The organism is Roseomonas acroporae (assembly GCF_023223525.1).
Lineage (GTDB): Bacteria > Pseudomonadota > Alphaproteobacteria > Acetobacterales > Acetobacteraceae > Roseomonas_E > Roseomonas_E acroporae.
Map to the genome: position 1 here is coordinate 98112 of NZ_JALPRX010000008.1, position 20141 is coordinate 118252.

Annotated in this window: 18 protein-coding genes; 8 read left to right on the forward strand and 10 right to left on the reverse strand. The window is 75.0% G+C overall.

Annotated features, from left to right (window positions below):
• The first annotated feature begins 4 nt into the window (after positions 1–4).
• Positions 5–484: a GlcG/HbpS family heme-binding protein gene (locus M0638_RS02850; RefSeq protein WP_248665445.1), complete on the forward strand. Its 480-nt coding sequence runs from the start codon at positions 5–7 to the stop codon at positions 482–484.
• 87 nt (positions 485–571) lie between these two features.
• Here M0638_RS02850 and M0638_RS29055 read toward each other — a convergent pair whose 3' ends face one another.
• Positions 572–2959 carry an asparaginase domain-containing protein gene (locus tag M0638_RS29055; RefSeq protein ID WP_248665446.1) on the reverse strand — a complete coding sequence of 796 codons (2388 nt, stop codon included), beginning with the start codon at positions 2957–2959 and terminating at the stop codon, positions 572–574.
• 48 nt (positions 2960–3007) lie between these two features.
• On the reverse strand, positions 3008–3229 hold the full coding sequence (locus M0638_RS02860; RefSeq protein ID WP_248665447.1) for a hypothetical protein: 222 nt from the start codon (positions 3227–3229) through the stop codon (positions 3008–3010).
• 181 nt (positions 3230–3410) lie between these two features.
• Between M0638_RS02860 and M0638_RS02865 the strand changes: the two genes are divergently transcribed.
• The gene (locus M0638_RS02865; protein WP_248665448.1) at positions 3411–3743 is read left to right on the forward strand and encodes a DUF1491 family protein; all 333 of its coding nucleotides are present in this window, start codon (positions 3411–3413) and stop codon (positions 3741–3743) included.
• A gap of 318 nt (positions 3744–4061) precedes the next feature.
• Here the strand turns inward: M0638_RS02865 and M0638_RS02870 are convergent, their stop codons facing one another.
• Entirely contained in the window at positions 4062–4385 is a 324-nt protein-coding gene (locus M0638_RS02870) for a TIGR02300 family protein (RefSeq protein WP_248665449.1), read from the reverse strand.
• A gap of 216 nt (positions 4386–4601) precedes the next feature.
• Between M0638_RS02870 and aroA the strand changes: the two genes are divergently transcribed.
• Positions 4602–5999 carry a 3-phosphoshikimate 1-carboxyvinyltransferase gene (gene aroA, locus M0638_RS02875; protein ID WP_408902795.1) on the forward strand — a complete coding sequence of 466 codons (1398 nt, stop codon included), beginning with the start codon at positions 4602–4604 and terminating at the stop codon, positions 5997–5999.
• A gap of 148 nt (positions 6000–6147) precedes the next feature.
• Positions 6148–6756, forward strand: a complete 609-nt coding sequence (cmk, locus tag M0638_RS02880; protein ID WP_248665450.1) for a (d)CMP kinase — start codon at positions 6148–6150, stop codon at positions 6754–6756.
• Positions 6757–7083: 327 nt separating this feature from the next.
• On the opposite strand, the gene M0638_RS02885 is transcribed toward cmk, so the two are convergent.
• From M0638_RS02885 to M0638_RS02900, 4 genes are read right to left on the reverse strand one after another with little or no spacing between them, the layout of a single operon-like run.
• Positions 7084–7968, reverse strand: coding sequence for an ABC transporter permease (locus M0638_RS02885; protein ID WP_248665451.1), 885 nt, complete (start codon positions 7966–7968; stop codon positions 7084–7086).
• A 13-nt stretch (positions 7969–7981) separates the two neighbouring features.
• Entirely contained in the window at positions 7982–8935 is a 954-nt protein-coding gene (locus M0638_RS02890) for an ABC transporter permease (protein WP_248665452.1), read from the reverse strand.
• Entirely contained in the window at positions 8932–9960 is a 1029-nt protein-coding gene (locus M0638_RS02895; RefSeq protein ID WP_248665453.1) for an ABC transporter ATP-binding protein, read from the reverse strand. Before M0638_RS02895 ends, M0638_RS02890 begins: the two co-directional genes overlap by 4 nt.
• The gene (locus tag M0638_RS02900; RefSeq protein WP_248665454.1) at positions 9950–11023 is read right to left on the reverse strand and encodes an ABC transporter ATP-binding protein; all 1074 of its coding nucleotides are present in this window, start codon (positions 11021–11023) and stop codon (positions 9950–9952) included. The genes M0638_RS02895 and M0638_RS02900 overlap by 11 nt, the downstream gene beginning before the upstream one ends.
• Positions 11024–11236: 213 nt before the next feature.
• Here M0638_RS02900 and mdoH point away from each other — a divergent pair, with 213 nt between their 5' ends.
• The gene (mdoH, locus tag M0638_RS02905) at positions 11237–12973 is read left to right on the forward strand and encodes a glucans biosynthesis glucosyltransferase MdoH (RefSeq protein ID WP_248665455.1); all 1737 of its coding nucleotides are present in this window, start codon (positions 11237–11239) and stop codon (positions 12971–12973) included.
• Positions 12974–13239: 266 nt separating this feature from the next.
• Entirely contained in the window at positions 13240–14562 is a 1323-nt protein-coding gene (locus M0638_RS02910; RefSeq protein WP_248665456.1) for a CitMHS family transporter, read from the forward strand.
• Between the two features lie 273 nt (positions 14563–14835).
• Here the strand turns inward: M0638_RS02910 and M0638_RS02915 are convergent, their stop codons facing one another.
• A complete protein-coding gene (locus M0638_RS02915; RefSeq protein ID WP_248665457.1) occupies positions 14836–15918 on the reverse strand; it encodes a tripartite tricarboxylate transporter substrate binding protein in 1083 nt (360 codons plus the stop codon).
• 320 nt (positions 15919–16238) lie between these two features.
• Here M0638_RS02915 and M0638_RS02920 point away from each other — a divergent pair, with 320 nt between their 5' ends.
• Positions 16239–16469 (forward strand): hypothetical protein, encoded by a 231-nt coding sequence (locus M0638_RS02920; RefSeq protein ID WP_248665458.1) that lies wholly within the window; start codon positions 16239–16241, stop codon positions 16467–16469.
• A gap of 36 nt (positions 16470–16505) precedes the next feature.
• On the opposite strand, the gene M0638_RS29060 is transcribed toward M0638_RS02920, so the two are convergent.
• Together M0638_RS29060 and M0638_RS02930 are read right to left on the reverse strand one after the other, a co-directional pair.
• Positions 16506–17582, reverse strand: a complete 1077-nt coding sequence (locus tag M0638_RS29060) for an alpha/beta hydrolase (RefSeq protein WP_345892981.1) — start codon at positions 17580–17582, stop codon at positions 16506–16508.
• Entirely contained in the window at positions 17576–18607 is a 1032-nt protein-coding gene (locus tag M0638_RS02930; protein WP_248665459.1) for a zinc-binding alcohol dehydrogenase family protein, read from the reverse strand. Before M0638_RS02930 ends, M0638_RS29060 begins: the two co-directional genes overlap by 7 nt.
• Before the next feature lie 222 nt (positions 18608–18829).
• Between M0638_RS02930 and M0638_RS02935 the strand changes: the two genes are divergently transcribed.
• On the forward strand, positions 18830–20113 hold the full coding sequence (locus M0638_RS02935; RefSeq protein WP_248665460.1) for a Bcr/CflA family multidrug efflux MFS transporter: 1284 nt from the start codon (positions 18830–18832) through the stop codon (positions 20111–20113).
• The last annotated feature ends 28 nt before the right edge of the window (positions 20114–20141 follow it).

Consider the following 20141-nt stretch of genomic DNA (forward strand, 5'->3'; position numbering starts at 1 on the left):
GACGATGCGACGCGCATTCAAGCTTGAATTGGCGGAGGCCCGGGCGATGGTGGTGGCGGCGATCGCCGAGGCCTCCATGCTGGGCGTGGGCGAGACGGTCTGCGTCTCCGACGAAGGCGGTTTCCCGCTGGTGCTGGAGCGCATGGACGGGGCGCGCGTGACGGGCCCGCAGATCGCCTGGAACAAGGCGTTCACCGCGGCCGGGCACCGGCGCTCCACGCACCTGTTCAACACGCCGCCGAACGGGCCGGCCCTGCCGGGCAACGAGGCCTTCGGCATCCAGTGGAGCTTCGAGGGGCGCTTCGCCGTCTTCGTCGGCGGCTTCCCCATCGTGGTGGATGGCGAGGTGGTGGGCGGCATCGGCCTCAGCGGCGGCAATGGCGAGCAGGACACGGCCTGCGGCCTGGCCGGGCTGCGGGCCCTGCAGGAGCTGCTGGCGCCGCAGGGCCACGAGGTGCTGGTGGCGGTGGACATCAAGAAGTAGCGGCGCGGGGCCGGGGCGCTTCCCGGCCCGCGCCGCGGTCGCCTGACAGGATCGGCGCTCGGGCACGCGCCGGCGCCGGGGCCGGCGTCAGTAGGTCTCGAAGATCCGCGCGATCGCCGCCGGGTCGGCGGTGCGGGTGAGGGCGAGCGCCAGCAGGATGCGCGCCTTCTGCGGCGTCAGGTTGTCGGCCGAGAGGATGCCCGCCTCGCGCAGCCGCGTGGAGAGCACGACGCGGCCGCTGCCGGCGCGCGTCGATTCCACCACGGTGACGCCGGCCGCCACCGCCTCGCGCAGCGCCGCGTGGTCGCCCGGCGTGTTCATGCCCGGCGCGAAGCCGGCCTGCACGATGCCGCGCGCGCCCGCCGCGACGAAGGCGCGGATCGCCGTGCCGTCGCTGCCGGCGTAGCTGTAGGCGATGTCGACGCGCGGGATGGCGTCGAGCGCCGCGACGTCGAACTCCGTGTCCGGCGCCGCGCGGCGCACGGGGCGGCGGTAGAACGCCACGCGGTCGCCGTCTGCATGGCCGAGCGCGCCGAAATCCGGCGTGCGGAAGGTCTGCAGCCGCAGCGTCGAGGTCTTGGTGACGTCGCGCGCGGCGTGGATCTCGTCGTTGAGCAGCACCAGCGCGCCGAGGCCGCGCGCCTCCGGGCTCGCCGCGACGCGCACGGCGCCGACCAGGTTCATGCCGACATCGGTGGAGAGCGCCGAGATCGGCCGCTGCGCGCCGACCACGACGACGGGGATGTCGGTCCTCAGCGTCAGCGAGAGGAAGTAGGCGGTCTCCTCCAGCGTCGCCGTGCCGTGGCCGATGACGATGCCGGCGAGGCCCTTCTCCGTGGCGGCGAGGCGGTGGCATTCGGCGGCCAGGGCGCGCCAGTCGGCGAAGTCGATGTCGGGGCTGAGCACGGCCTTGTAGGGCACGGCGAACACGTCGGCGACCTCGGCCAGCGCCGGCACGGCGGCCAGGATCTCCGCCGCCTCCAGCCGCTTGTTGTTGGCGCCGTAGTCGTTGACGTCGAGCGGCCCCTTGCCGACGGAGGACATGGTGCCGCCGGTGCCGATGAACGCCACGCGGGGCTTCGCTGCGATCGTTGTGGCCATGCCCGACTCCTGCGCCGACGACGGTTCCGTGCTAGGGCGGGACGGTACGGGGCATACCCCGCACAGGCAACCTGACGCGCTCCCCGGCCGGCGGATCCGGCTGGTGCGGCCCACGACAAGGAACCGGCCGTTCGCCGTTGCCCGTCTCCCCCGGCCGCGCGCCGGCAGGCCCGAGGTCATCCAGCATGCAGGCGCGCCTGGCATGTCGCGCGCAGGCGCGCCCGGCATATCGCGCGGCAGCGCCGTCTGGCCGAGCACCCAGCCCTCCCAGCGTCGCACCCAGGGATCGTCGGGCACGAAATCGGGCCGGGCACCGTCCAGCACGGCGATCAGGCCGAGCAGGCCGATCACGCTGTCGAAGCGGTCCTCGCCGGCCGCGTCCGCGCCGAAGCCATCCGCGATCGCGGCGTCGAGGGCGGGGGAAGCCTGCACGCCGAGCCGCGCCATCGTCGCGCGCAGGGCCGGCGCCAGGGCACGCCGCGGCGCCTGGGCACGCTTGCTGCCGCCGAGTCGCAGGCCGAGCTGGCGCAGGCATTCGGCCGGGTAGACCTCGGCCAGCACCGCCGCGCCGGGGGCGAGCAGGGCGCGCAGTCCGCCCTCGAAGGGCCAGAGACGGATCGGGATGGCGCCGGCCGCCGGCGTGGCGCCGAGCGCCGGCACCAGCCAGTCGCGCCAGGCGGCGATGGCGGCCTTGCCGCTCTGGTTGGCGCCGAGCGTCCAGAACAGCGGCGCGCCGGCGGGCCGCTCGGCCGTGGCGCGGTCGCAGAGGCGTGACAGCGCCGCCGGCCCCGAGAGGCCCAGCGCCGCCGCGTGCGCCGCCCGCGTCATGCCCCGGATGCCGCGCGCCGGGTAGAAGGGGCGGGCGGGCGAGACGGTGTCGAGACCGGGGCTGACCGCGAAGAACGCGCTGCCGGCGTCCAGCCCGCGCAGGAAGGCGGGGAAGTCGGGCGCGTCCCGGAGGGAGGGCATCGGCACGACCGTGGCGGCCGCCGGGGCTGCGCCCAGCCGCGCCGCGTATTCGCGTGGCAGGCCGAGCGGCAGGTCGAGCCCGAGCGCCAGGGGCGCGCCGTCCGCCAGCAGATCGGGCAGCAGCGTCTCCACCGGCCCGACGAGGCGCGGCGCCCCGGCCACCCAGCCGGCCGCCCCGCGCGTCGCCACGCTGATCCAGCGCTTGCGCGGGTCGGCACTCCAGTCCGCATGGGCGGCGCGCAGGGATGGGGTGCCGTGGCGACCGTCCTTGCGCGGGTCGGCACTCCAGTCCGCATGGGCGGCGCGCAGGGATGGGGTGCCGTGGCGACCGTCCGGGCCGGCCGGCCCCGCGCCGCTACCCGGGATGCGCCGTCCGGCGGAAGCCGCCGGGGGCGGGGGGCACACCGGGCCCATCCGGGCCGGCCAGCCCCGAATGCCCGCCGCGACGCCGCCTCACAGCGGCTTCTGGGCCTTCTCCAGCAGCCGGGCGAAGAAGCCGGGCTTCCTGGCCGGCGCCGGGGTGGCCTTGGCGGCGGCCTTGCGGGCCGCCTCCTGCTCCGCCTTCTCGGCCTTCTCCTTCTGCTCCAGCCAGCGTTCCAGCGACAGGCCGGCCTTCCTGGCCCGCTTCGCCTCGTAGGCGCGCTGGCCCTCGGTCATCGCTCGCTTATCGGCCATTCGCGGGTCTCTCCAAGGGGCGCCCCGAGGGGGCGCCGATGGGGCTTGCCGGCGGGGCCATCCGGCGCCCGCCCTGCTCGGGCGGTCTTTTCGGGCGGCGGCGCGCGGCAGGCAAGATGTCGTGCGCGGAAACGGGAAGCCCGGGCTTGCATCCGGCGGCCGGCTGGAGTCTCTGCGCGGCATGGAAGCTCGCGTGAAGGCTGGAATCTGGGTGTCGATGGCGCTGCGGCTGGCGGATGGCGCCGGCCGGCCGGGCGCCGTGCTGCGCAAAGGCGATCCGGACGCCGGCGGCGTGCTGTGCGTGCTGCACGGGCGAGAGGGTCTGGTGGTGCTGGCCCAGGTGCGCGACGCCGAGGGCCGGCCGGCCTGGATACGCGGCACCGGCCCGGCGCCGGTCGGGCAGGCGGAGACCGACGCCTACGTGGCGCGCCAGGTGAAGCGCGACCCCGATCTGTGGGTGGTGGAATTCGAGGCGCCGGACCTGCTGCCGCCCTTCGAGGCGAAGCTGCTGTAGCAGGGACGACGCGCCCCGCGCTCCCTCTCGTCATCGGGGAAGGCGCGGCGCCCGGACCCCGCTTCGTCAGCGGAGAGGGCTCCGCCCCCCAACCCCTCCGGCCAGGGAAGGCTCTGCCTTCCCTGGAGCCCATCCGCCAGGAGGGCGAGGCCCTCCTGGGCTCCGTTCGTTTGGTCCCGGGTGTCGGAACACCTCGGACTTTCTTCCCGAAACGGGGTTTCCGAAGGGGCTTCGCCCTTCGGCGGGAGGGTGCTGGGGAGGGCAACGCCCTCCCTGCCGGGGCCCGGGGCGGCGCCCCGATGCCCCCGCGCCGGGCCCTCAGCCCTCCTCGTCGCGGTCCGTCTCGACCTCGATGTCCTCGCCGAGCGCCTCGTCGGCGTCGTCCAGCTCCTCGGCGTCCTCCAGCGCCTCGTCGCCCTCGGCCTCCTCCAGCTCGGGCTCGTCACCCTCCGCCTCGGCAGGGGTGGCGACGCGGCGCTTGAGCTTGTCGTCCACCGGGCCGGCGGCGCGGCGCAGGCGCGGCTGCTCGGCCGGCTGCTCGGTGCCGCATTTCGGGCAGACGGCGGGGGTGCGGGCCAGGTCGTAGAACTTCGCGCCGCAGGCGACGCAGACGCGCTTCAGACCCAGTTCGGGCTTGGCCATGGATCGTGTCTCAGCCTCGTGCAGGGGCCGTCGCGGCGCGGGGCAGAGCCGGCGGCGCGCGGCGGGCGGGCAGGTCCCGCCGCGCCGTTTCCCCCCGCGGCCGATTTCCCCTTGGCCGGTCCCGACGGGCGGGAGCCAGGGTGCGGCTGGAGGAAGGGCGGGCGAAAAGGTGCGGCGCATTGCCACGCGCGCCGCCGCATGTCAAACGCGCCGGCCATGCCTGCCGAAACGTCCGCTCCCGTCCCGTCGCATCCCGCCGCCGGCACCCACGGCGCCGCCGATCCGCGCCCGATGCGCGCCGCCGCGCCCGGCCGGCCGCTTTCCGGATCGCTGCGCGTGCCCGGCGACAAGTCGATCAGCCACCGCGCGCTGATGTTCGGGGCGCTGGCGGTCGGCACGACGGCGATCGAGGGGCTGCTGGAGGGCGAGGACGTGCTGCGCACCGCCGCCGCCATGCGCGCCCTCGGCGCCGAGGTCGAGCAGCTCGCGCCCGGGCGCTGGCGCGTGGCCGGGCGCGGCATCGGCGGGCTGCTGGAGCCGGCCGACGTGCTCGACATGGGCAATTCCGGCACCGCCGCGCGGCTGCTCTGCGGCCTGCTGGCGGGGCACCCGATCTTCTCCGTCATGACCGGCGACGCCAGCCTGCGCCGCCGCCCGATGCGCCGGGTGATCGACCCGCTGAGCGCCACCGGCGCCCGCTTCGCCGCGCGCGAGGGCGGCAGGCTGCCGCTGGCCATCGAGGGCGCGGCCGACCCGCTGCCGCTCGACTACCGCCTGCCGGTGGCCTCGGCGCAGGTGAAGTCGGCGGTGCTGCTGGCCGGGCTCTGCGCCCCGGGCACCACCCGCGTGGTGGAGCCGGAGCCGACGCGCGACCACACCGAGAACATGCTGCGCCACTTCGGCGCCACGGTGCGCGTCGAGGACACGCCCGAGGGCCGCGTGATCGAGCTGGAAGGCCAGCCGGAGCTGGTGGCGGCGCCGATCATGGTGCCGGGCGATCCCTCCTCGGCGGCCTTCCCGGTGGCGGCGGCGCTGCTGGTGCCGGGCTCCGCGCTGACCGTCGAGGGAATCGGGCTGAACCCGCTGCGCACCGGCCTGCTCGCCACGCTGCGCGAGATGGGCGCCGACCTGACCGTGCGGAACGAGCGGGTCGAGGGCGGCGAGCCCACGGGCGACCTGCTGGTGCGCCACGGCCCGCTGCGCGCCGTGGAGGTGCCGCCCGGCCGCGTCCCGAGCATGATCGACGAGTACCCGATCCTGGCCGTCCTCGCCGCCTTCGCGCAGGGCACCACGCGCATGCGCGGCCTCGCGGAGCTGCGCGTGAAGGAGAGCGACCGCCTCGCCGCCACCGCCGCGCTGCTGGCCGCCGCCGGCGCGCGCGCCGAGATCCTGGGCGACGACCTGCTGGTGCACGGCAACGGCGCCCCGCCCCCGGGCGGCGGCCTGGTGGCGACGCACATGGACCACCGCATCGCCATGAGCGCCCTGGTCCTCGGCCTCGCCTCGGCGGCGCCGATGCGCATCGACGACGGCGCCTTCATCGACACGAGCTTCCCCGGCTTCGCCGCGCTGATGAACCGCGTGGCGGGGGCCGAGGCGCTGACGGCGGGCTGAGGCCGTGCCGGTGCCGTCCGACGGCGTGCCCCCCCTTGGGCCCCCCCTTGCCCCCCCCCCTGCGCTCGCTCCTGGGCCCGCTCCTGGGCCCGCTGGCGGCACGGCCGGGACAGGCCGGGGCACCGGGGCCGCGCCGCTCGTCGTCGCCGTGGACGGGCCGGCCGCCGCCGGCAAGGGCACGCTGGCGCGCCGGCTCGCCGCCACGCTGGGGCTGCCCTATCTCGACACCGGCCTGCTCTACCGCGCCGTCGGCCGCCGCGTGCTGGATTCCGGCGCCGATCCGCGCGACGCCGCCGCCGCCGAGGCCGCGGCGCGCACCCTGGCGGCGGCCGACCTCGCCCGCACCGACCTGCGCGTGCCCGAGGTGGACATGGCCGCTTCCGCCGTCGCCGCCGTGCCGGGCGTGCGCGCCGCGCTGCTCGACTTCCAGCGCGCCTTCGGGGCCGCCTCGGGCGCGGTGCTGGACGGGCGCGACATCGGCACGGTGGTGTTCCCGCAGGCCCCGGTGAAGCTGTTCGTCACCGCCTCCCCGGCGGAGCGCGCGCGGCGGCGCTGGCTGGAGTTGCAAGGACGCGGCGTGGCGGCGGAACTCGCGCAGGTCGAGGCCGAGCTGCGCGCGCGCGACGCGCAGGACGCGGCCCGCGCGGCGGCACCGCTGAAGCCGGCGGCGGATGCGGTGCTGCTGGACACCACCGCGCTCGATGCCGACGCGGCGCTGGCGGCGGCGGTGGCGGTGGTGCGCGGGAAGGGCTGGTAGGGCCGGCGCCTTCCCGGGAAGGTGCTGCCTTTCCCGGACCCTATCCGCCCCCTGGGGAGGGCTCCGCCTTCCCCAGACCCCAACCGCCCCCTGGGGAGGCTCTGCCTTCCCCAGACCCCAACCGCCAGGAACCTCAGGTTCCTGGACCTCCGCCGGCGTCTTTCGGCCTCGATGGCTCAACCATCGGGGCCCGGATCCGAACGGGGTTTCCAAAGGGGCTTCGCCCTTTGGCGGATGGGTCCAGGGAAGGCGGCGCCTTCCCTGGTGGGAGAGTGCAGAGAGGGCCAAGCCCTCTCCGTTGCCCGCGCGCCGGCAGCACTTCCCCTCTCAGCGCACGTCCATCGCCGCCCGCAGCCCGTCGCTCAGCAGGTTGAAGCAGAGGCTGGTGACGAAGATGCACAGGCCCGGCAGCATGGCGATCAGCGGCTGGGTGTAGATCGCCGCGCGCAGCGTGTTCAGCATCAGCCCCCATTCCGGCTCCGGCGGCTGCGTGCCGAGGCCGAGGAAGCTCAGCCCCGAGGCCAGGATCATCGAGACGCTGATCAGGCTGGTGGCATAGACGAAGACCGGCCCCAGCACGTTGGGCAGGACGTGCACGCGCACGATGGTCATGGCCCCGGCGCCGCTGGCGCGGGCGGATTCCACGTAGTCGAGGTTGCGCACGCCGGTCGTCACGCTCTCCGTCACGCGGATGATCTGCGGGATGAACACCAGGGTGAGCGAGAGGATGGCGTTGCCGATGCCGGTGCCGAGCGCGCCGGAGATGGCGACGGCGAGCAGCACGGAGGGGAAGGCGTAGAACACGTCCGTGGTGCGCATGATGAGCATGTTCACCCAGCCGCCCGCGAAGCCCGCCACCAGCCCGAGCAGCCCGCCGACGCCGAAGGCCAGCACCACCGGCGTGATGCCGAGGAACCAGGAGAGCCGGCCGCCGAACAGCAGGCGCGTGAGCATGTCGCGTCCCTGCTCGTCGGTGCCGAGCACGTAGCCGGGGAAGCCGATCGGCTTGAGGCGCCGCAGCACGCTGCCCGTGTAGGGGCCGTAGGGGGCGATCACCGGGGCGAGCAGGATCGCCGCCAGCATCAGCAGCAGCACGGCGGCGCAGACGAGGCTGACCGGGTCGCGCATCAGGCGTTTCCGCACCCCGGCCCAGTAGGAGGCGCCGGCGGGGGCGGCGGGCACGGCGGCGGCGGGCAGGGCGAGGTCGCTCATGGCCGTCTCCCCCTCAGCCGCGCCGCACGCGCGGGTCGATCGCGGTCTGCAGGATGTCCACCGCGAGGTTGATCGCCACGAAGAACAGCGCCAGCACCAGGATGGTGCCCTGCAGCACCGGGATGTCGCGCTGGAAGATCGCGGTGTTGAGCAGCAGCCCGGTGCCGGGCCAGTTGAACACCGTCTCCACCAGGATCGAGCCGCCCATCAGGTAGCCGAGCTGCAGGCCCATCACCGCGAGCACGTTGGGCGCCGCGTTCTTCACCACGTGCCGGAAGATGCCGAAGGGCCGCAGCCCCTTGCCGCGCAGCGTGGTGACGAAGTCCTGGTTCAGGATGTCGCCGGCGACGCCGCGCACGGTGCGGGCGATGAGGCCGGTCGGGATCACCGCCAGCGTCACGGCGGGCAGGATCAGGTGCGGGATGTGCGCCATGTCCCAGGCCCAGGAACCGGAGCCGTCGGAGCTGATGCCGGTGGCGGGCAGGATCGGCCAGAGCACGCTGAACAGGATCACCAGCACCATGCCGAGCCAGTAGTGCGGGATGGAGACGCCGACCACGGCGAGGCCGATCGCGCCGCGATCGACGGCCGTGCCGCGCCAGGCCGCCGCCGCGCCGCCGAGCACGGAGCCCGCGACGAAGCCGATCAGCGCCGCCGCCACCGCCAGCACCAGCGTGTTGCCGACCGCGTTGGCGAGGTCCGCGGTGACGGGCCGGCCGGTGGCCAGCGAACGGCCGAGATCGCCCTGCGCGACATGCGTCAGCCACAGCCAGAACTGCACCGGCAGCGGCTGGTCCAGCCCGTAGGCGCGGCGGAGCATGTCCGCCACCTCCTTCGGCGCGTCGGCGGGCAGGATGGCGTTGATCGGGTCGCCCGGCGCGATCTGCACCAGCATGAAGCACACGAAGCCGACGGCGAGGGCGATCGGCACGGTGTAGAGGATGCGGCGGAGGATGTAGAGGATCATGCGGCGATTCCGGCGGGGGGCTGCGCCGTGTCGGGCACGCGGATGCAGCGGGCGGCGCGGTCCGGCACGGGGCGTCGCGGCGCCGGCACGGCGGCGAGGCAGGCGGGCTCCGTGTACGGGCAGCGCGGCGCGAAGGCGCAGCCCTCGGGCAGCCGCTCCAGGTTGGGCGGGCTGCCGGGGATGGTGGTGAGCGGCGTGCCGCGCCGCTGCCCGTGCACCGTGGCGCCGAGCAGCCCCTGCGCGTAGGGGTGCAGCGGCGCGCGCATCAGCGCCCCGGTCGGCCCCTCCTCGATGAAGCGGCCGGCATACATCACGGCGATGCGGTCCGCGATCTCGCCGGCGACGCCGAGATCGTGCGTGACGAACACCACGCCCATGCCCAGCTCGCGCTGCAATTGCCGCAGCAGGAGAAGGATCTGGATCTGCACCGTGGCGTCGAGCGCCGTGGTCGGCTCGTCCGCCAGCAGCAGCTTCGGGCGGCAGGAGAGGGCGATCGCGATCATCGCGCGCTGGCGCAGCCCGCCCGACAGCTCGTGCGGGTAGGCGGCGAGGCGCCGCTTCGCGGAGGGGATCTGCACCAGCTCCAGCAGCTCCAGCGCCCGCCGGTCGGCCTCGGCGCCCGAGACCTTCTCGTGGCGCAGGATGGTCTCGCGGATCTGCCGGCCGATGGTGAAGATCGGGTCGAGCGCCGTCATCGGCTCCTGGAAGATCATCGAGACCAGGCCGCCGCGCAGGTCCGCCACCGCCCGCGCGGAGGCCGCGACCATGTCGTGCCCGCCGACGCGCAGCGTGCCGGAGACGCGCGTGACGCCGGGCGGGTTCAGCCGCATCAGCGCGCGCAGCGTGACGGACTTGCCCGAGCCGCTCTCGCCCAGGATGCACAGCACCTCGCCCTGGGCGAGGTCGAAGTCGACGCCGTTCACCGCGTGCACCGTGGCGTCGCGCGTCACGAAGCGCACGGTCAGGTCGCGGGCATGGACCAGCGGCGGGGCGGCCCCGGGGGGATTCGCGGAGTCAGGCGGCATGCGCGGCCTCCGTCGTGGCGGGGGCGCGGCTGTGGCCGCTGCCGGGCAGGGCCATCAGGCAGGCGGCGGCATGACCGTCCCCCAGCGGCGCCAGCGGCGGCTCGGTCACGGCGCAGACCGGCTCGGCATGGGCGCAGCGCGTGCGGAAGCGGCAGCCGGAGGGCGGATCGACCGGGTTGGGCGGGTCGCCGGAAAGCGGCGCCTCGGTGCGCCGGCGGTCCGGGTCCATGGTCGGGCGGCTGGCCAGCAGGGCGGCGGTGTAGGGGTGCGCGGGGCGCCCGAAGATCGCCTCCACCGGCCCGATCTCGGCGACGCGGCCGAGATACATCACCATCACCCGGTCGGCCATGTACTGCACCACGTTGAGGTCGTGGCTGATGAACAGGTAGGTCAGGCCGAAGCGGTCCTTGAGGTCGCAGAGCAGGTTCAGCACCTGCGCCTCCACCGACTTGTCGAGCGCCGAGACCGGCTCGTCGAGGATCACGAGGCGCGGGCGCAGCGCCAGCGCACGCGCGATGTTGACGCGCTGGCGCTGGCCGCCCGAGAGCGCGTGCGGGTAGCGCCAGCCGAATTGCGCCGGCTCCAGCCCGACGGCCGCCAGCAGCTCGCGCGCCTTGGCCAGCGCCTCGCGCGCCGGCGTGCCGTGGACGCGCGGGGCGAAGGCGATGGATTCCTCGACCGGCAGGCGCGGGTTGAGCGAGGCGTAGCTGTCCTGGAACACCATCTGCACCTGCCGGCAGTAGTCGCGCCGGCCGAGGCCGCCGGCGCCCACGCCCTGGCCGTCCAGGATCACCTCGCCCGCCGTCGGCTCCAGCAGCCGCATCAGCAGGCGCGAGGTGGTGGACTTGCCGCAGCCGGATTCGCCCACCAGCCCCAGCGTCTCGCCCTTGCGGATGGTGAAGTCCACCCCGTCCACCGCCCGCACCACGCCGCGCGCGCCGCCGAGCCAGCCGCCGCGCAGCGGGAAGTGCTTCACCAGCCCGCGCACGCCGAGCAGCGGCTGCGCCGGGCCACCGATCTCGTCCGGATGCGGCGGCGCCGCCCCGGTTGGTCCCATCTGCATCCCAGACATCATGCCAGGGGTCGGAGCAAGAAGCGGGCCGGGGCGGCCGGCGGCGCTGCCGGCCCGGCTGCGCCGTCTGGCCAAGGCGCCGTCTGGCCAGGGCGCCGCCTGGCCGGGGCGTCGTCTGGCCAGGGCGTCGTCTGGCCAGAGCGCCGCCTGGCCGGGGCGCGGCGCCGGTTGCCGCGTGCCGCCCGGCCGCGTACCCCGTGGCCCGTGCCAGACGAACCGATCCGCGCCCGACGCCTCGCCTTCGCCCTGTTCGCCGCCCTCGTCGCGCTGTCGCTGGCGACGCTGTGCTGGCGCGTCCTCGCCCCGGGCGGCTGGACGGTGTGGGAGGAGCTGATCCTGCTCTGCTACCTCGCCACCCTGCCCTGGATCGCGCTCTGCGCCGCCAACGCGCTGGTCGGCTTCGCGCTGCTGCTCGGCACGCCGGATCCGCCCGCCGCCGTGCTGCCGGCGCTCCGCGCGGCGCGGGACGGCCCGTCGAACGACCCGCCCTGCCTGCGCACCGCCATCGCCGTGTGCATACGGAACGAGCCGATGGACGCCGTGCTGCCGCCGCTCGCCGCGCTGCTCGACGGCCTCGCCGTCGCCGGCGTGGGGGCGCGCTTCGAGGCCTGGATCCTCTCCGACACGCAGGACCCCGCCCTGGCCGAGGCCGAGGCGGCCGCCATCGCCGGCTTCGCCGCCGCGCTGCCGCTGCGCTACCGCCGGCGCGCTTCCAATGCCGGCTTCAAGGCCGGCAACGTGATGGAATTCCTCGACGGCGAGGGCGCCGGGCACGACCTGCTGCTGGTGCTCGACGCGGACAGCGCCATGTCGGCCGCGGCGGTGCTGCGTCTGGTCGCCTGCATGGAGGCCGATCCGCGCCTCGCCATCCTGCAGCCGCTGATCGCGGGGCGCCCGGCCACGGCCGCCTTCCCCCGGCTGTTCCAGTTCGGCATGCGCGCCGGCATGCGCGCCTGGGCCACCGGGCAGGCCTGGTGGCAGGGCGACGAGGGGCCGTACTGGGGCCACAACGCGCTGATCCGCATCGCCCCGTTCCGCGCCCATTGCCGCCTGCCGGTGCTGCCGGACGGGCGGCCCATCCTCAGCCACGACCAGGTGGAGGCGGTGCTGCTGCACGCCGCCGGCTGGAAGGTGCGCTGCCTGCCCGACGACACGGGCAGCCTGGAGGCCAACCCGCCGGCCCTGCCGGAATTCATGCGCCGCGACGGCCGCTGGGCCGCCGGCAACATGCAGTACGTCACCCTGCTGCGCCGCCCCGCGCTGCTGCGGCAGGGCGGCGCGGGCAGTGGCCCGGGCGGCGGCACGGCCGCCGGGGCGCTCACCCCCATGGGGCGCTGGCAGCTCCTCCAGGCGATCCTGCTGTTCCTCACCGCCCCGCTCTGGCCGGCCATGCTGGCGCTGGCCGTGCTCAACGTGGTCTCGGGCGGCGCCGCCGCGACGCCGCGCGGCGCGCTGCTGGCCCTGCTGCTGGCGAGCTGGCTGGCGCTGCACGCGCCGAAGCTGCTGGGCTATGCCGAGCTGCTGCTGCGCCCCGACCGCGCCCGCCGCTTCGGCGGCCGCCTCGCCGTGCTGCGCGGGGCGGCGGCCGAGCTCCTGTTCACCCTGCTGCTCGATCCGCCGAGCCTGTTCGGCAAGACCCTGGCGCTGCTCGGCCTGCTGCTCGGGCGCGGCGGCGGCTGGGCGCCGCAGAACCGGGCCGATCGCGGCGTCGCCTGGGCCGACGCGGCGCGGCTGCTCTGGCCGCAGACGGCGTTCGGCGTGGCGTCGCTCGGCCTGCTGCTGGCGCATTCGCCCGCCGCGGCGCTCTGGTCGCTGCCCTTCACGGCCGGGCTGGCGCTGGCGATCCCGCTCTGCGTGCTGACCGCGCATCCGGGCTTCTCCGCCTGGCTGCGGCGCCACCGCATCGCAGCGACTCCGGAGGAGCTGGCGGCCGCGTCCTGAACCGTGCCGCCACGCTCCGGGCCGTCCCCCCGGGCCGTTCCCCGGGCCGTCCCCCGGACCATCTCCCTCGGGGCCGTGCCGGCCGGCGGCCCCGCCAGCCATGGCCACGCGATTCCGCCATCCGCTCCCGGCCCCGGCGGCTTCCGCGTGGATCGGCGCCCGGCCGGCCGTTGCGCGCCCGCATCGCGCCCGGCATACCCCTTCGACCCGCATGGCCTGCCGGCGGCCGCTCCGCGGCCGACTGCCCGGAAAAGGAGGGGGAGGGAATGCTCACACTTCTGGCCTACCTGATGGTGCTCGTCTTCATGACGCTGATCATGACGGACCGGCTCTCGGCGCTGCTGGCGCTGATCCTCGTGCCCATCCTGTTCGCCGTCCTCGCCGGCTTCGGCGGCGAGATGGGGCCGATGATGCTGAACGGCATCCGCAACCTCGCCCCCACCGGCGTGATGCTGCTCTTCGCCATCCTCTACTTCGGCGTGATGATCGACGCCGGGCTGTTCGACCCGGTGGCGCGGACGGTGCTCAACATCGTCAAGGGCGACCCGGTGAAGATCGTCATCGGCACCGCGATCCTCGCCATGGTCGTCTCGCTCGATGGCGACAGCTCGACGAGCTACATCATCACCACCACCGCCATGCTGCCGCTCTACCGGCGCCTGGGCATGAACCCGCTGGTCGCGGCCTGCGTCATCATGCTGGCGGCGGGCAACATGAACCTCACCCCCTGGGGCGGCCCCACGGCCCGCGCGGCCAGCGCCCTGCACATCGACGCCAACACGCTGTTCGTGCCGCTGATCCCCTCGATGGTGGCCTGCGCCCTGTTCGCGGTCTTCGTCGCCTGGCTGCTCGGCCGGCGGGAGCGGGCGCGGATCGGCGCGGCCAGCCTGCCCGGCCTGACGGGCCTCGACGAGGTGCCCGCCCCGGTCGGCGGCACGGTGGACACGGTGGAGCCGCTGCCGCCGGAGCGCCGGCCGCACCTGCTCTACGTCAACCTCGGCCTGACCGTCGTGCTGATGGGCTGCCTGCTCTCGGGCATCCTGCCGCTGCCCGTGCTGTTCATGATCTTCTTCGCGCTGGCGATGCTCATCAACTATCCCAGGCCCGCCGACCAGAAGCCGCGCATCGCGGCGCACGCGCCCAACGTGCTCTCCGTGGTCTCGCTGATCTTCGCCGCCGGCATCTTCACCGGCATCCTCTCCGGCACCGGCATGGTGGACGCGATGGCGCGCAGCGTGATCGCGATCATCCCCGATTCCGCCGGGCGCTTCATGCCGCTCATCACCGCGCTCGTCAGCATCCCCTTCACCTTCTTCGTCTCCAACGACGCCTTCTACTTCGGCATCCTGCCGATCCTGGCCGAGGCGGGGCGCGTCTACGGCTTCAGCGCCGAGGCGATCGGCCGCGCCTCGCTGGTGGGGCAGCAGGTCCACCTGCTCAGCCCGCTGGTCGCCTCCACCTACCTGCTGGTCGGGCTGTGCGGCATCGATTTCGGCGCGCACCAGCGCTTCACCCTGCCCTGGGCGCTGGCGGCGGCGATGGTGATGCTGCTGGTAGCGGGGGCGACGCTGGCCTTCCCGCTGTTCTGAAGCGTGCGAGGGTTTCCGGGGCAGGCTCCGCCTTCCCGGGGAACCCATCCGGCCACGGGGAAGGCTCTGCCTTCCACGGACCCCATCCGGCAGGAGGGCGAGGCCCTCCTGCACCTCTCTTCGTCTGAAGCCCGGGTGTCTCGGCAGCCGGGCCGTCCTTGCCGGAACGGTGGCTTCGTCCCTGGCGGGGATGCCAGGGGGTATCGGCCAGGGGACATCGGAAGCACGCCGCGCGGGAAGCGCGTGGGGTGGCGCTCCCGCGCCCGGCCGGCGTCAGTTCGTCGAGGCCGTCGGCCGCAGACCTAGCTCCGCCAGGATCGTCGCCATCGACCGCCGCTCGGCCGCCAGGAATGCCGTGAACTCCGGCCCCGCCAGGTAGAGCGGCCGCCAGCGCCGCTCCGCCACCTCGCGCGCCCAGGCCGGCGACCGCGCCATCGCCGCCACCAGCGCGCCCAGCCGCGCCTGCTGCGCCGACTCCAGCCCGGGTGGCGCGAACACGCCGTGCCAATTGTAGAGCACGACATCGATGCCGCCCTCCCGCAGCGTCGGCACGTCCACCCCGTCCAGCCGCTGCTCGCCGGAAATGCCCAGGGCACGCATCCGGCCGGCGGCGACGTGCGGGGCGAATTCGCTCCAGTCGCTGATGCCGGCGGCGGCGCGTCCCTCCAGCACCGCCGCCGCGGCCGGCCCGCCGCCGCTGAACGGCAGGAAGGCGAGCTGGGTGGACTCCAGGCCGAGCCGCCGGCCGATCAGCGCCAGCAGGATCTGGTCCGTGGAGCCCGGCGAGCCGCCCGCCACGCGCAGCCCGAGCGGGTCGGCCCGCAGGGCGCGCGCGAAGTCGTCCAGGCCGCGCAGCGGCGAGGCGGCGGCCACGGCCAGCACATGCGCCTCGCCCTTCAGCCGCGCCACCGGCGTGGTGTCGTTGAGGGTCAACGGGCTGCCGTTGACCAGCGCCGAGGCGAGCTGGGTCAGGCCGCTCACCATCAGCGTGTCGTCATGCCCGCGCAGGCCGGTGACGAGCCGGGGCAGGGCGAGCGCGCCGCCGGCGCCCGGCAGGTACTCCACGACGATCCCGCGCGCCGCGCCGGTCTCCTGCAGGACGCGGCGCATCGCCTGGGCCGTGCCGTCCCAGCCGCCGCCGGGCGAGGCCGGGACGATCAGGCGCAGCGTGCCAGGGGATGCGCCGGCGGATGCGCCGGCGGGCGCGCCAGGGGATGTGCCAGGGGACCTGCCAGGGGGTGTTTCGGAGGAAGGTCGTGGCGTGCCCGCTCCCTGGGCGCCGGCCGGTGCGGGCATCCGGGCCGCGGCGCCCAGCGCAACGGCCAGCAGCAGCGTTCGCCGTGTCGTGCTCGTCATGACGTACCCATCCCTCTCCCCGCGCGGCCCGTGCCGGAGACGCGACCGCAACGACGCATGTCGCCATCTTCTGCCGGCGAGGGAAGGGGGGGCGGCGAAGGAAGGGCGGATCGCAGGCGGGGCCGACGGGTGCCGCAGGGGGACGGGGCGGGCATCGGGGGGAAACCCGGTCGTTCCTCCTCTGTCGGAAATCTGGACGTCGCGGCGCCACGGGAGACGCGGCATGGGAAATCTGATGCAACAACACCTGAACGGCCAGGGCCTGTTGTTCGTCTACATACGATCCCATATTGCACCGCAGCATGATGAGGAGGTGCGACATGGTCCGGATGACCCGCATCGCGGCCTTTGCCAGGGGCCGACTGCCGATTCTCTGGCTGGTGTTCGGGCTGCCGGCGGCGCTGCTGGCGCTGCTGCTGGCCGGCGCGGCGACGCCGGCATGGCGGGCGCTGCCGGTGCTGGTGCTGCTGTTCGGTCTCGGCGGCACGCTCGCCGTGGCGTTGGCGCCGGAGTGGCGCGACCGGCTGGCGCGGCGGCACATCACGCCCTGATCCCGGCCTGCGCGGGTCCGCGCACCCGCGTCGGCTTCACGCCGTGCCGGGGAGCGCCCCGACGAAACGCCCCACCTCCGCCGGCACCGCCCCCGTGTAGAGCGGCAGGCCGCGGGCGAAGGTGGCGATGAGGCCGACATGCCCGAGGCCCGGATATTCCACCAGCCGGGCCTCGGCGCCGAGCGCGCGCTGGCGCGCGGCCAGCCGCTCGCTGTTGGCGGGGCGGACGGTGGTGTCGTCGGTGCCGGTCAGCAGCAGCAGGGGCGGCGCGTCGGCCCGCGCGTAGGCGATGGGTTGGGTCGCCGGCAGGCCGCCCGGGTCCGCGTCGGCGCGGAAGAGGTCGCGCAGCATGCCGCTCTCCAGCGGCAGGAAGTCGTAGGGCCCGGCGAGGCCGACCGCGCCCGCCGGCGGCGGCGCCCCGGCCCGGCTCAGCCAGCGCCGGTCCAGCGCCAGCATCACCGCGTTGTAGGCGCCGGCCGAGTGCCCGGCCAGCACCACCGGTCCCGGCGGCAGTCCCAGGGCGGCGCGCTCGCGCGCCAGGAAGGCCACCGCGGCGGCGCAATCCTCCAGGAAGGCCGGGAAGCGGATCTCGGGGTACAGGCGGTAGTCCGGCACCGCCACCGCCCAGCCCTGGCGCGCCAGGGTGGCGGCGACGAAGCGGTACAGGCCGCGCGCGCCGGAATCCCAGTTGCCGCCATAGAAGAACACGACCAGCGGCATGCCGGCCGCGAGCCCGTCCGGCCGGTAGAGGTCGAGGCGGTGGCGCGGGCCCTCGCCGTAGGCGATGCCCTCGCGCAGCGCGTAGCCGCCGCGCGGCGCCAGGGCGTTGGCGAGGTCGGCGGGCGAGCAGCCGACGAGGGAGCCGGCTGCCGCACCGCCGGCCAGGGCGCGCGCCAGCGCCCCGGGCAGTCTCCCGGGGAGGCTGCCGGCGAGGCCGGCGGCGAGCAGGACCCGGCGCCCCGGCCGGCTGCCCCGCGCCGGCGGGCCGGGGGCAGGGTCACCCGGCCCCGGTCTGCCCGGCCCCGGCCTGCTTGGCCCCGGTCTGCCCGGCCCCGGCCTGCCCGGCGCCGTGGCATCGGGGATCGGGCAGGCCGGGATCGGGCGGCTCAGGATCGGCCGAAGCCCTCCAGCACGACCTTGCCGCGCGCCTTGCCGCTCTCGATCAGCGCGTGCGCGCGGATCAGGTTGGCGGCGTCGATGGTGCCGAAGGTCTCGGTCAGCGTGGTGCGCAGCGCGCCGCTGTCCACGAGGTGCGACACCTCGTCGAGCAGCCGGTGCTGCGCGATCATGTCCGGCGTGTGGAAGACGGGCCGCGCGAACATGTACTCCCAGGCCAGCGTGCCCGCCTTCGTCTTGAGCCGCTTCGCATCGAGCGACTGCGGGTCGTCGATCACGCAGACGGCGCCCTGCGGCGCCAGGATCTCGCAGATCGCGTTCCAGTGCGTCTCGGTGTGCGTGGTCGAGAAGATGTAGGGCACCGGCACGCCGAGCGCCTTGACCTGCCGCGCGAGGTCCTTGCCGTGGTCGAGGACATGGTGCGCGCCGAGCGTCGTGCACCACTCGCGCGTCTCGGGGCGGGAGGCGGTGGCGAGCACCTGCAGCCCGGTCAGCCGCCGCGCGAGCTGGATGGCGATGGAGCCGACGCCGCCGCCGCCGCCCAGGATCAGCAGCGCGCTGTTCGGGTCCGCCTTGGCGCCGGCGCCGCCGCGCGGGATGTGCAGCCGGTCGAACAGCGCCTCCCAGGCCGTGATCGCGGTCAGCGGCAGGGCGGCGGATTCGGCGAAGCTCAGCGTCTTCGGCTTGTGGCCGACGATCCGCTCGTCCACGAGCTGGAATTCGGCGTTGCTGCCGGGGCGGTCGATGGCGCCGGCGTAGAACACCTCGGCGCCGATCGGGAACAGCACCGACTCCGGCCCCTTGGCGCGGACGATGCCGGCGGCGTCGAAGCCGAGCACGCGCGGCTCGCCGGCCGGGTCGGCGTTGCGGCGGACCTTGGTGTCCACCGGGTTGACCGAGACGGCCCGCACCTCGATCAGCAGGTCGCGCCCGCGCGGCGGCGACGGCTCCGGCAGGGTGAGGTCGATCAGGGCCTCGTCATGCTCGATCGGGTGGCAGTGCGTGTAGCCGACGGCGCGCATGCGTCGCTCCTCCGAATTCTTCCTGCGCCCAGAGATCAGGCCGATCCGGGCCGCGATACAAGCCCGGCGCGGGCGCCGGCCTTGCCGCCCCGTCCGGCGGCGGCGGCGCGCCATGCCCGGGACACGCGGCTGCGGCGGTCGCCCTGCGATGGGAGCGTGGCGGGAAGGTCAGTGTGACGAACCTGTATTGTGCGCCGCAGCATCGGGTGCCACGCTTCCCGCATGTCCGGCCTCCTCCATGATCGGGACGACGCGGCCGCCGCCCCGGAACGCCCGCCGGCCGCCGCCACGGCGGCTTCCGCCCCCCGCCTGCCGGCCGAGGCGGGCAGCCCGCGCGTGGTGGCGGTGCTCAGCCTGCTGATGGCCTTCGCCTCGATGTCCACCGACATCTACCTGCCGGCCTTCCCGGCGCTGGGCGCCGATCTCGGCGTCTCCCCGGGGCGGATCCAGCTCACCCTGTCGGGCTTCCTGGTGGGGTTCAGCCTAGGGCAGCTGCTCTGGGGGCCGATCGGCGACCGCTACGGCCGGCGCGGGCCGATCGCGGCGGGCCTCGTGCTGTTCGTGCTGGGCTCGGCGGGCTGCGCCCTGGCCGGCTCGGCCGCCGAGGTGATCGGCTGGCGCGTGGTGCAGGCGGTCGGCGCCTGCGCCGGGCCGGTGCTGGCGCGCGCCATGGTGCGCGACCTCTACGCGCGCGACCGCTCGGCGCAGGTGCTCTCGACGCTGATGCTGGTGATGGGCATCGCGCCGCTGCTGGGGCCGATCCTGGGCGGGCAGATCCTGGAATGGTGGTCCTGGCGCGGCATCTTCTGGGTGCTGGTGCTGTTCGGCCTGGTCGCGCTGGCCTGCCTGCCGCTCCTGCCGGAGACGCTGCCGCCGCCGTTGCGCAGCTCGCTCGGCCTGCGCGAGTCGCTCTTCTCCTACGTCGCGATGGCGCGCAGCCGGCGGCTGCTCGGCTACGCGCTGATGGGCGGCTGCTTCTACGGCGGCATCTACGCCTACCTCGCCGGCACGCCCTTCGCCTACATCGAGTACCACCACGTTCCCGCCACGGCCTACGGGCTGCTGTTCGGCGTCAACATCGCCGGCATGATGATCGCGAACCTGATCAACCGCCGGCTGGTGGCGCGCTTCGGCTCGGACCGGCTGCTGCGCGTCGGCGCGCTGGTGGCGGCGGCCTCGGGCATCGCGGTGGCGGTGTGCGCGCGCACCGGCTGGGGCGGGCTGTACGGCTTGGTCGTGCCGCTCTTCTTCTACGTCTCGATGCTGGGCTTCATCGTGGCGAATTCGGTGGCCGGGGCGCTCGCCGCCTTCCCGCGCAAGGCGGGCGCCGCCTCGGCGCTGGTGGGGGCGACGCATTACGGCAGCGGCGTGTTCTCCGCCGCCGCGCTGGGCTGGTTCGCCGACGGCACGCCCTGGACCATGGCCTGGATGATCGCCGTGCTCGGCGTCGGCACGCTTCTCGCATGCCTGCTGCTGCTCCGGCCGGCGCGGCCGGAGATGGCGTAGGATGGCGGCGCGCGTCAGGGTCTTGCGA

Coding starts and splice junctions, on each gene's coding strand:
- M0638_RS02850 (WP_248665445.1), top strand. CDS start 5: ATGCGACGCGCATTCAAGCTTGAATTGGCGGAGGCCCGGGCGATGGTG.
- M0638_RS02885 (WP_248665451.1), bottom strand. CDS start 7,968: ATGAGCGACCTCGCCCTGCCCGCCGCCGCCGTGCCCGCCGCCCCCGCC.
- M0638_RS02920 (WP_248665458.1), top strand. CDS start 16,239: ATGGTCCGGATGACCCGCATCGCGGCCTTTGCCAGGGGCCGACTGCCG.
- M0638_RS02890 (WP_248665452.1), bottom strand. CDS start 8,935: ATGATCCTCTACATCCTCCGCCGCATCCTCTACACCGTGCCGATCGCC.
- M0638_RS02915 (WP_248665457.1), bottom strand. CDS start 15,918: ATGACGAGCACGACACGGCGAACGCTGCTGCTGGCCGTTGCGCTGGGC.
- M0638_RS02935 (WP_248665460.1), top strand. CDS start 18,830: ATGTCCGGCCTCCTCCATGATCGGGACGACGCGGCCGCCGCCCCGGAA.
- aroA (WP_408902795.1), top strand. CDS start 4,602: ATGCCTGCCGAAACGTCCGCTCCCGTCCCGTCGCATCCCGCCGCCGGC.
- M0638_RS02895 (WP_248665453.1), bottom strand. CDS start 9,960: ATGCCGCCTGACTCCGCGAATCCCCCCGGGGCCGCCCCGCCGCTGGTC.
- M0638_RS02860 (WP_248665447.1), bottom strand. CDS start 3,229: ATGGCCGATAAGCGAGCGATGACCGAGGGCCAGCGCGCCTACGAGGCG.
- M0638_RS02910 (WP_248665456.1), top strand. CDS start 13,240: ATGCTCACACTTCTGGCCTACCTGATGGTGCTCGTCTTCATGACGCTG.
- M0638_RS02865 (WP_248665448.1), top strand. CDS start 3,411: ATGGAAGCTCGCGTGAAGGCTGGAATCTGGGTGTCGATGGCGCTGCGG.
- M0638_RS02870 (WP_248665449.1), bottom strand. CDS start 4,385: ATGGCCAAGCCCGAACTGGGTCTGAAGCGCGTCTGCGTCGCCTGCGGC.
- M0638_RS02930 (WP_248665459.1), bottom strand. CDS start 18,607: ATGCGCGCCGTCGGCTACACGCACTGCCACCCGATCGAGCATGACGAG.
- M0638_RS02900 (WP_248665454.1), bottom strand. CDS start 11,023: ATGCAGATGGGACCAACCGGGGCGGCGCCGCCGCATCCGGACGAGATC.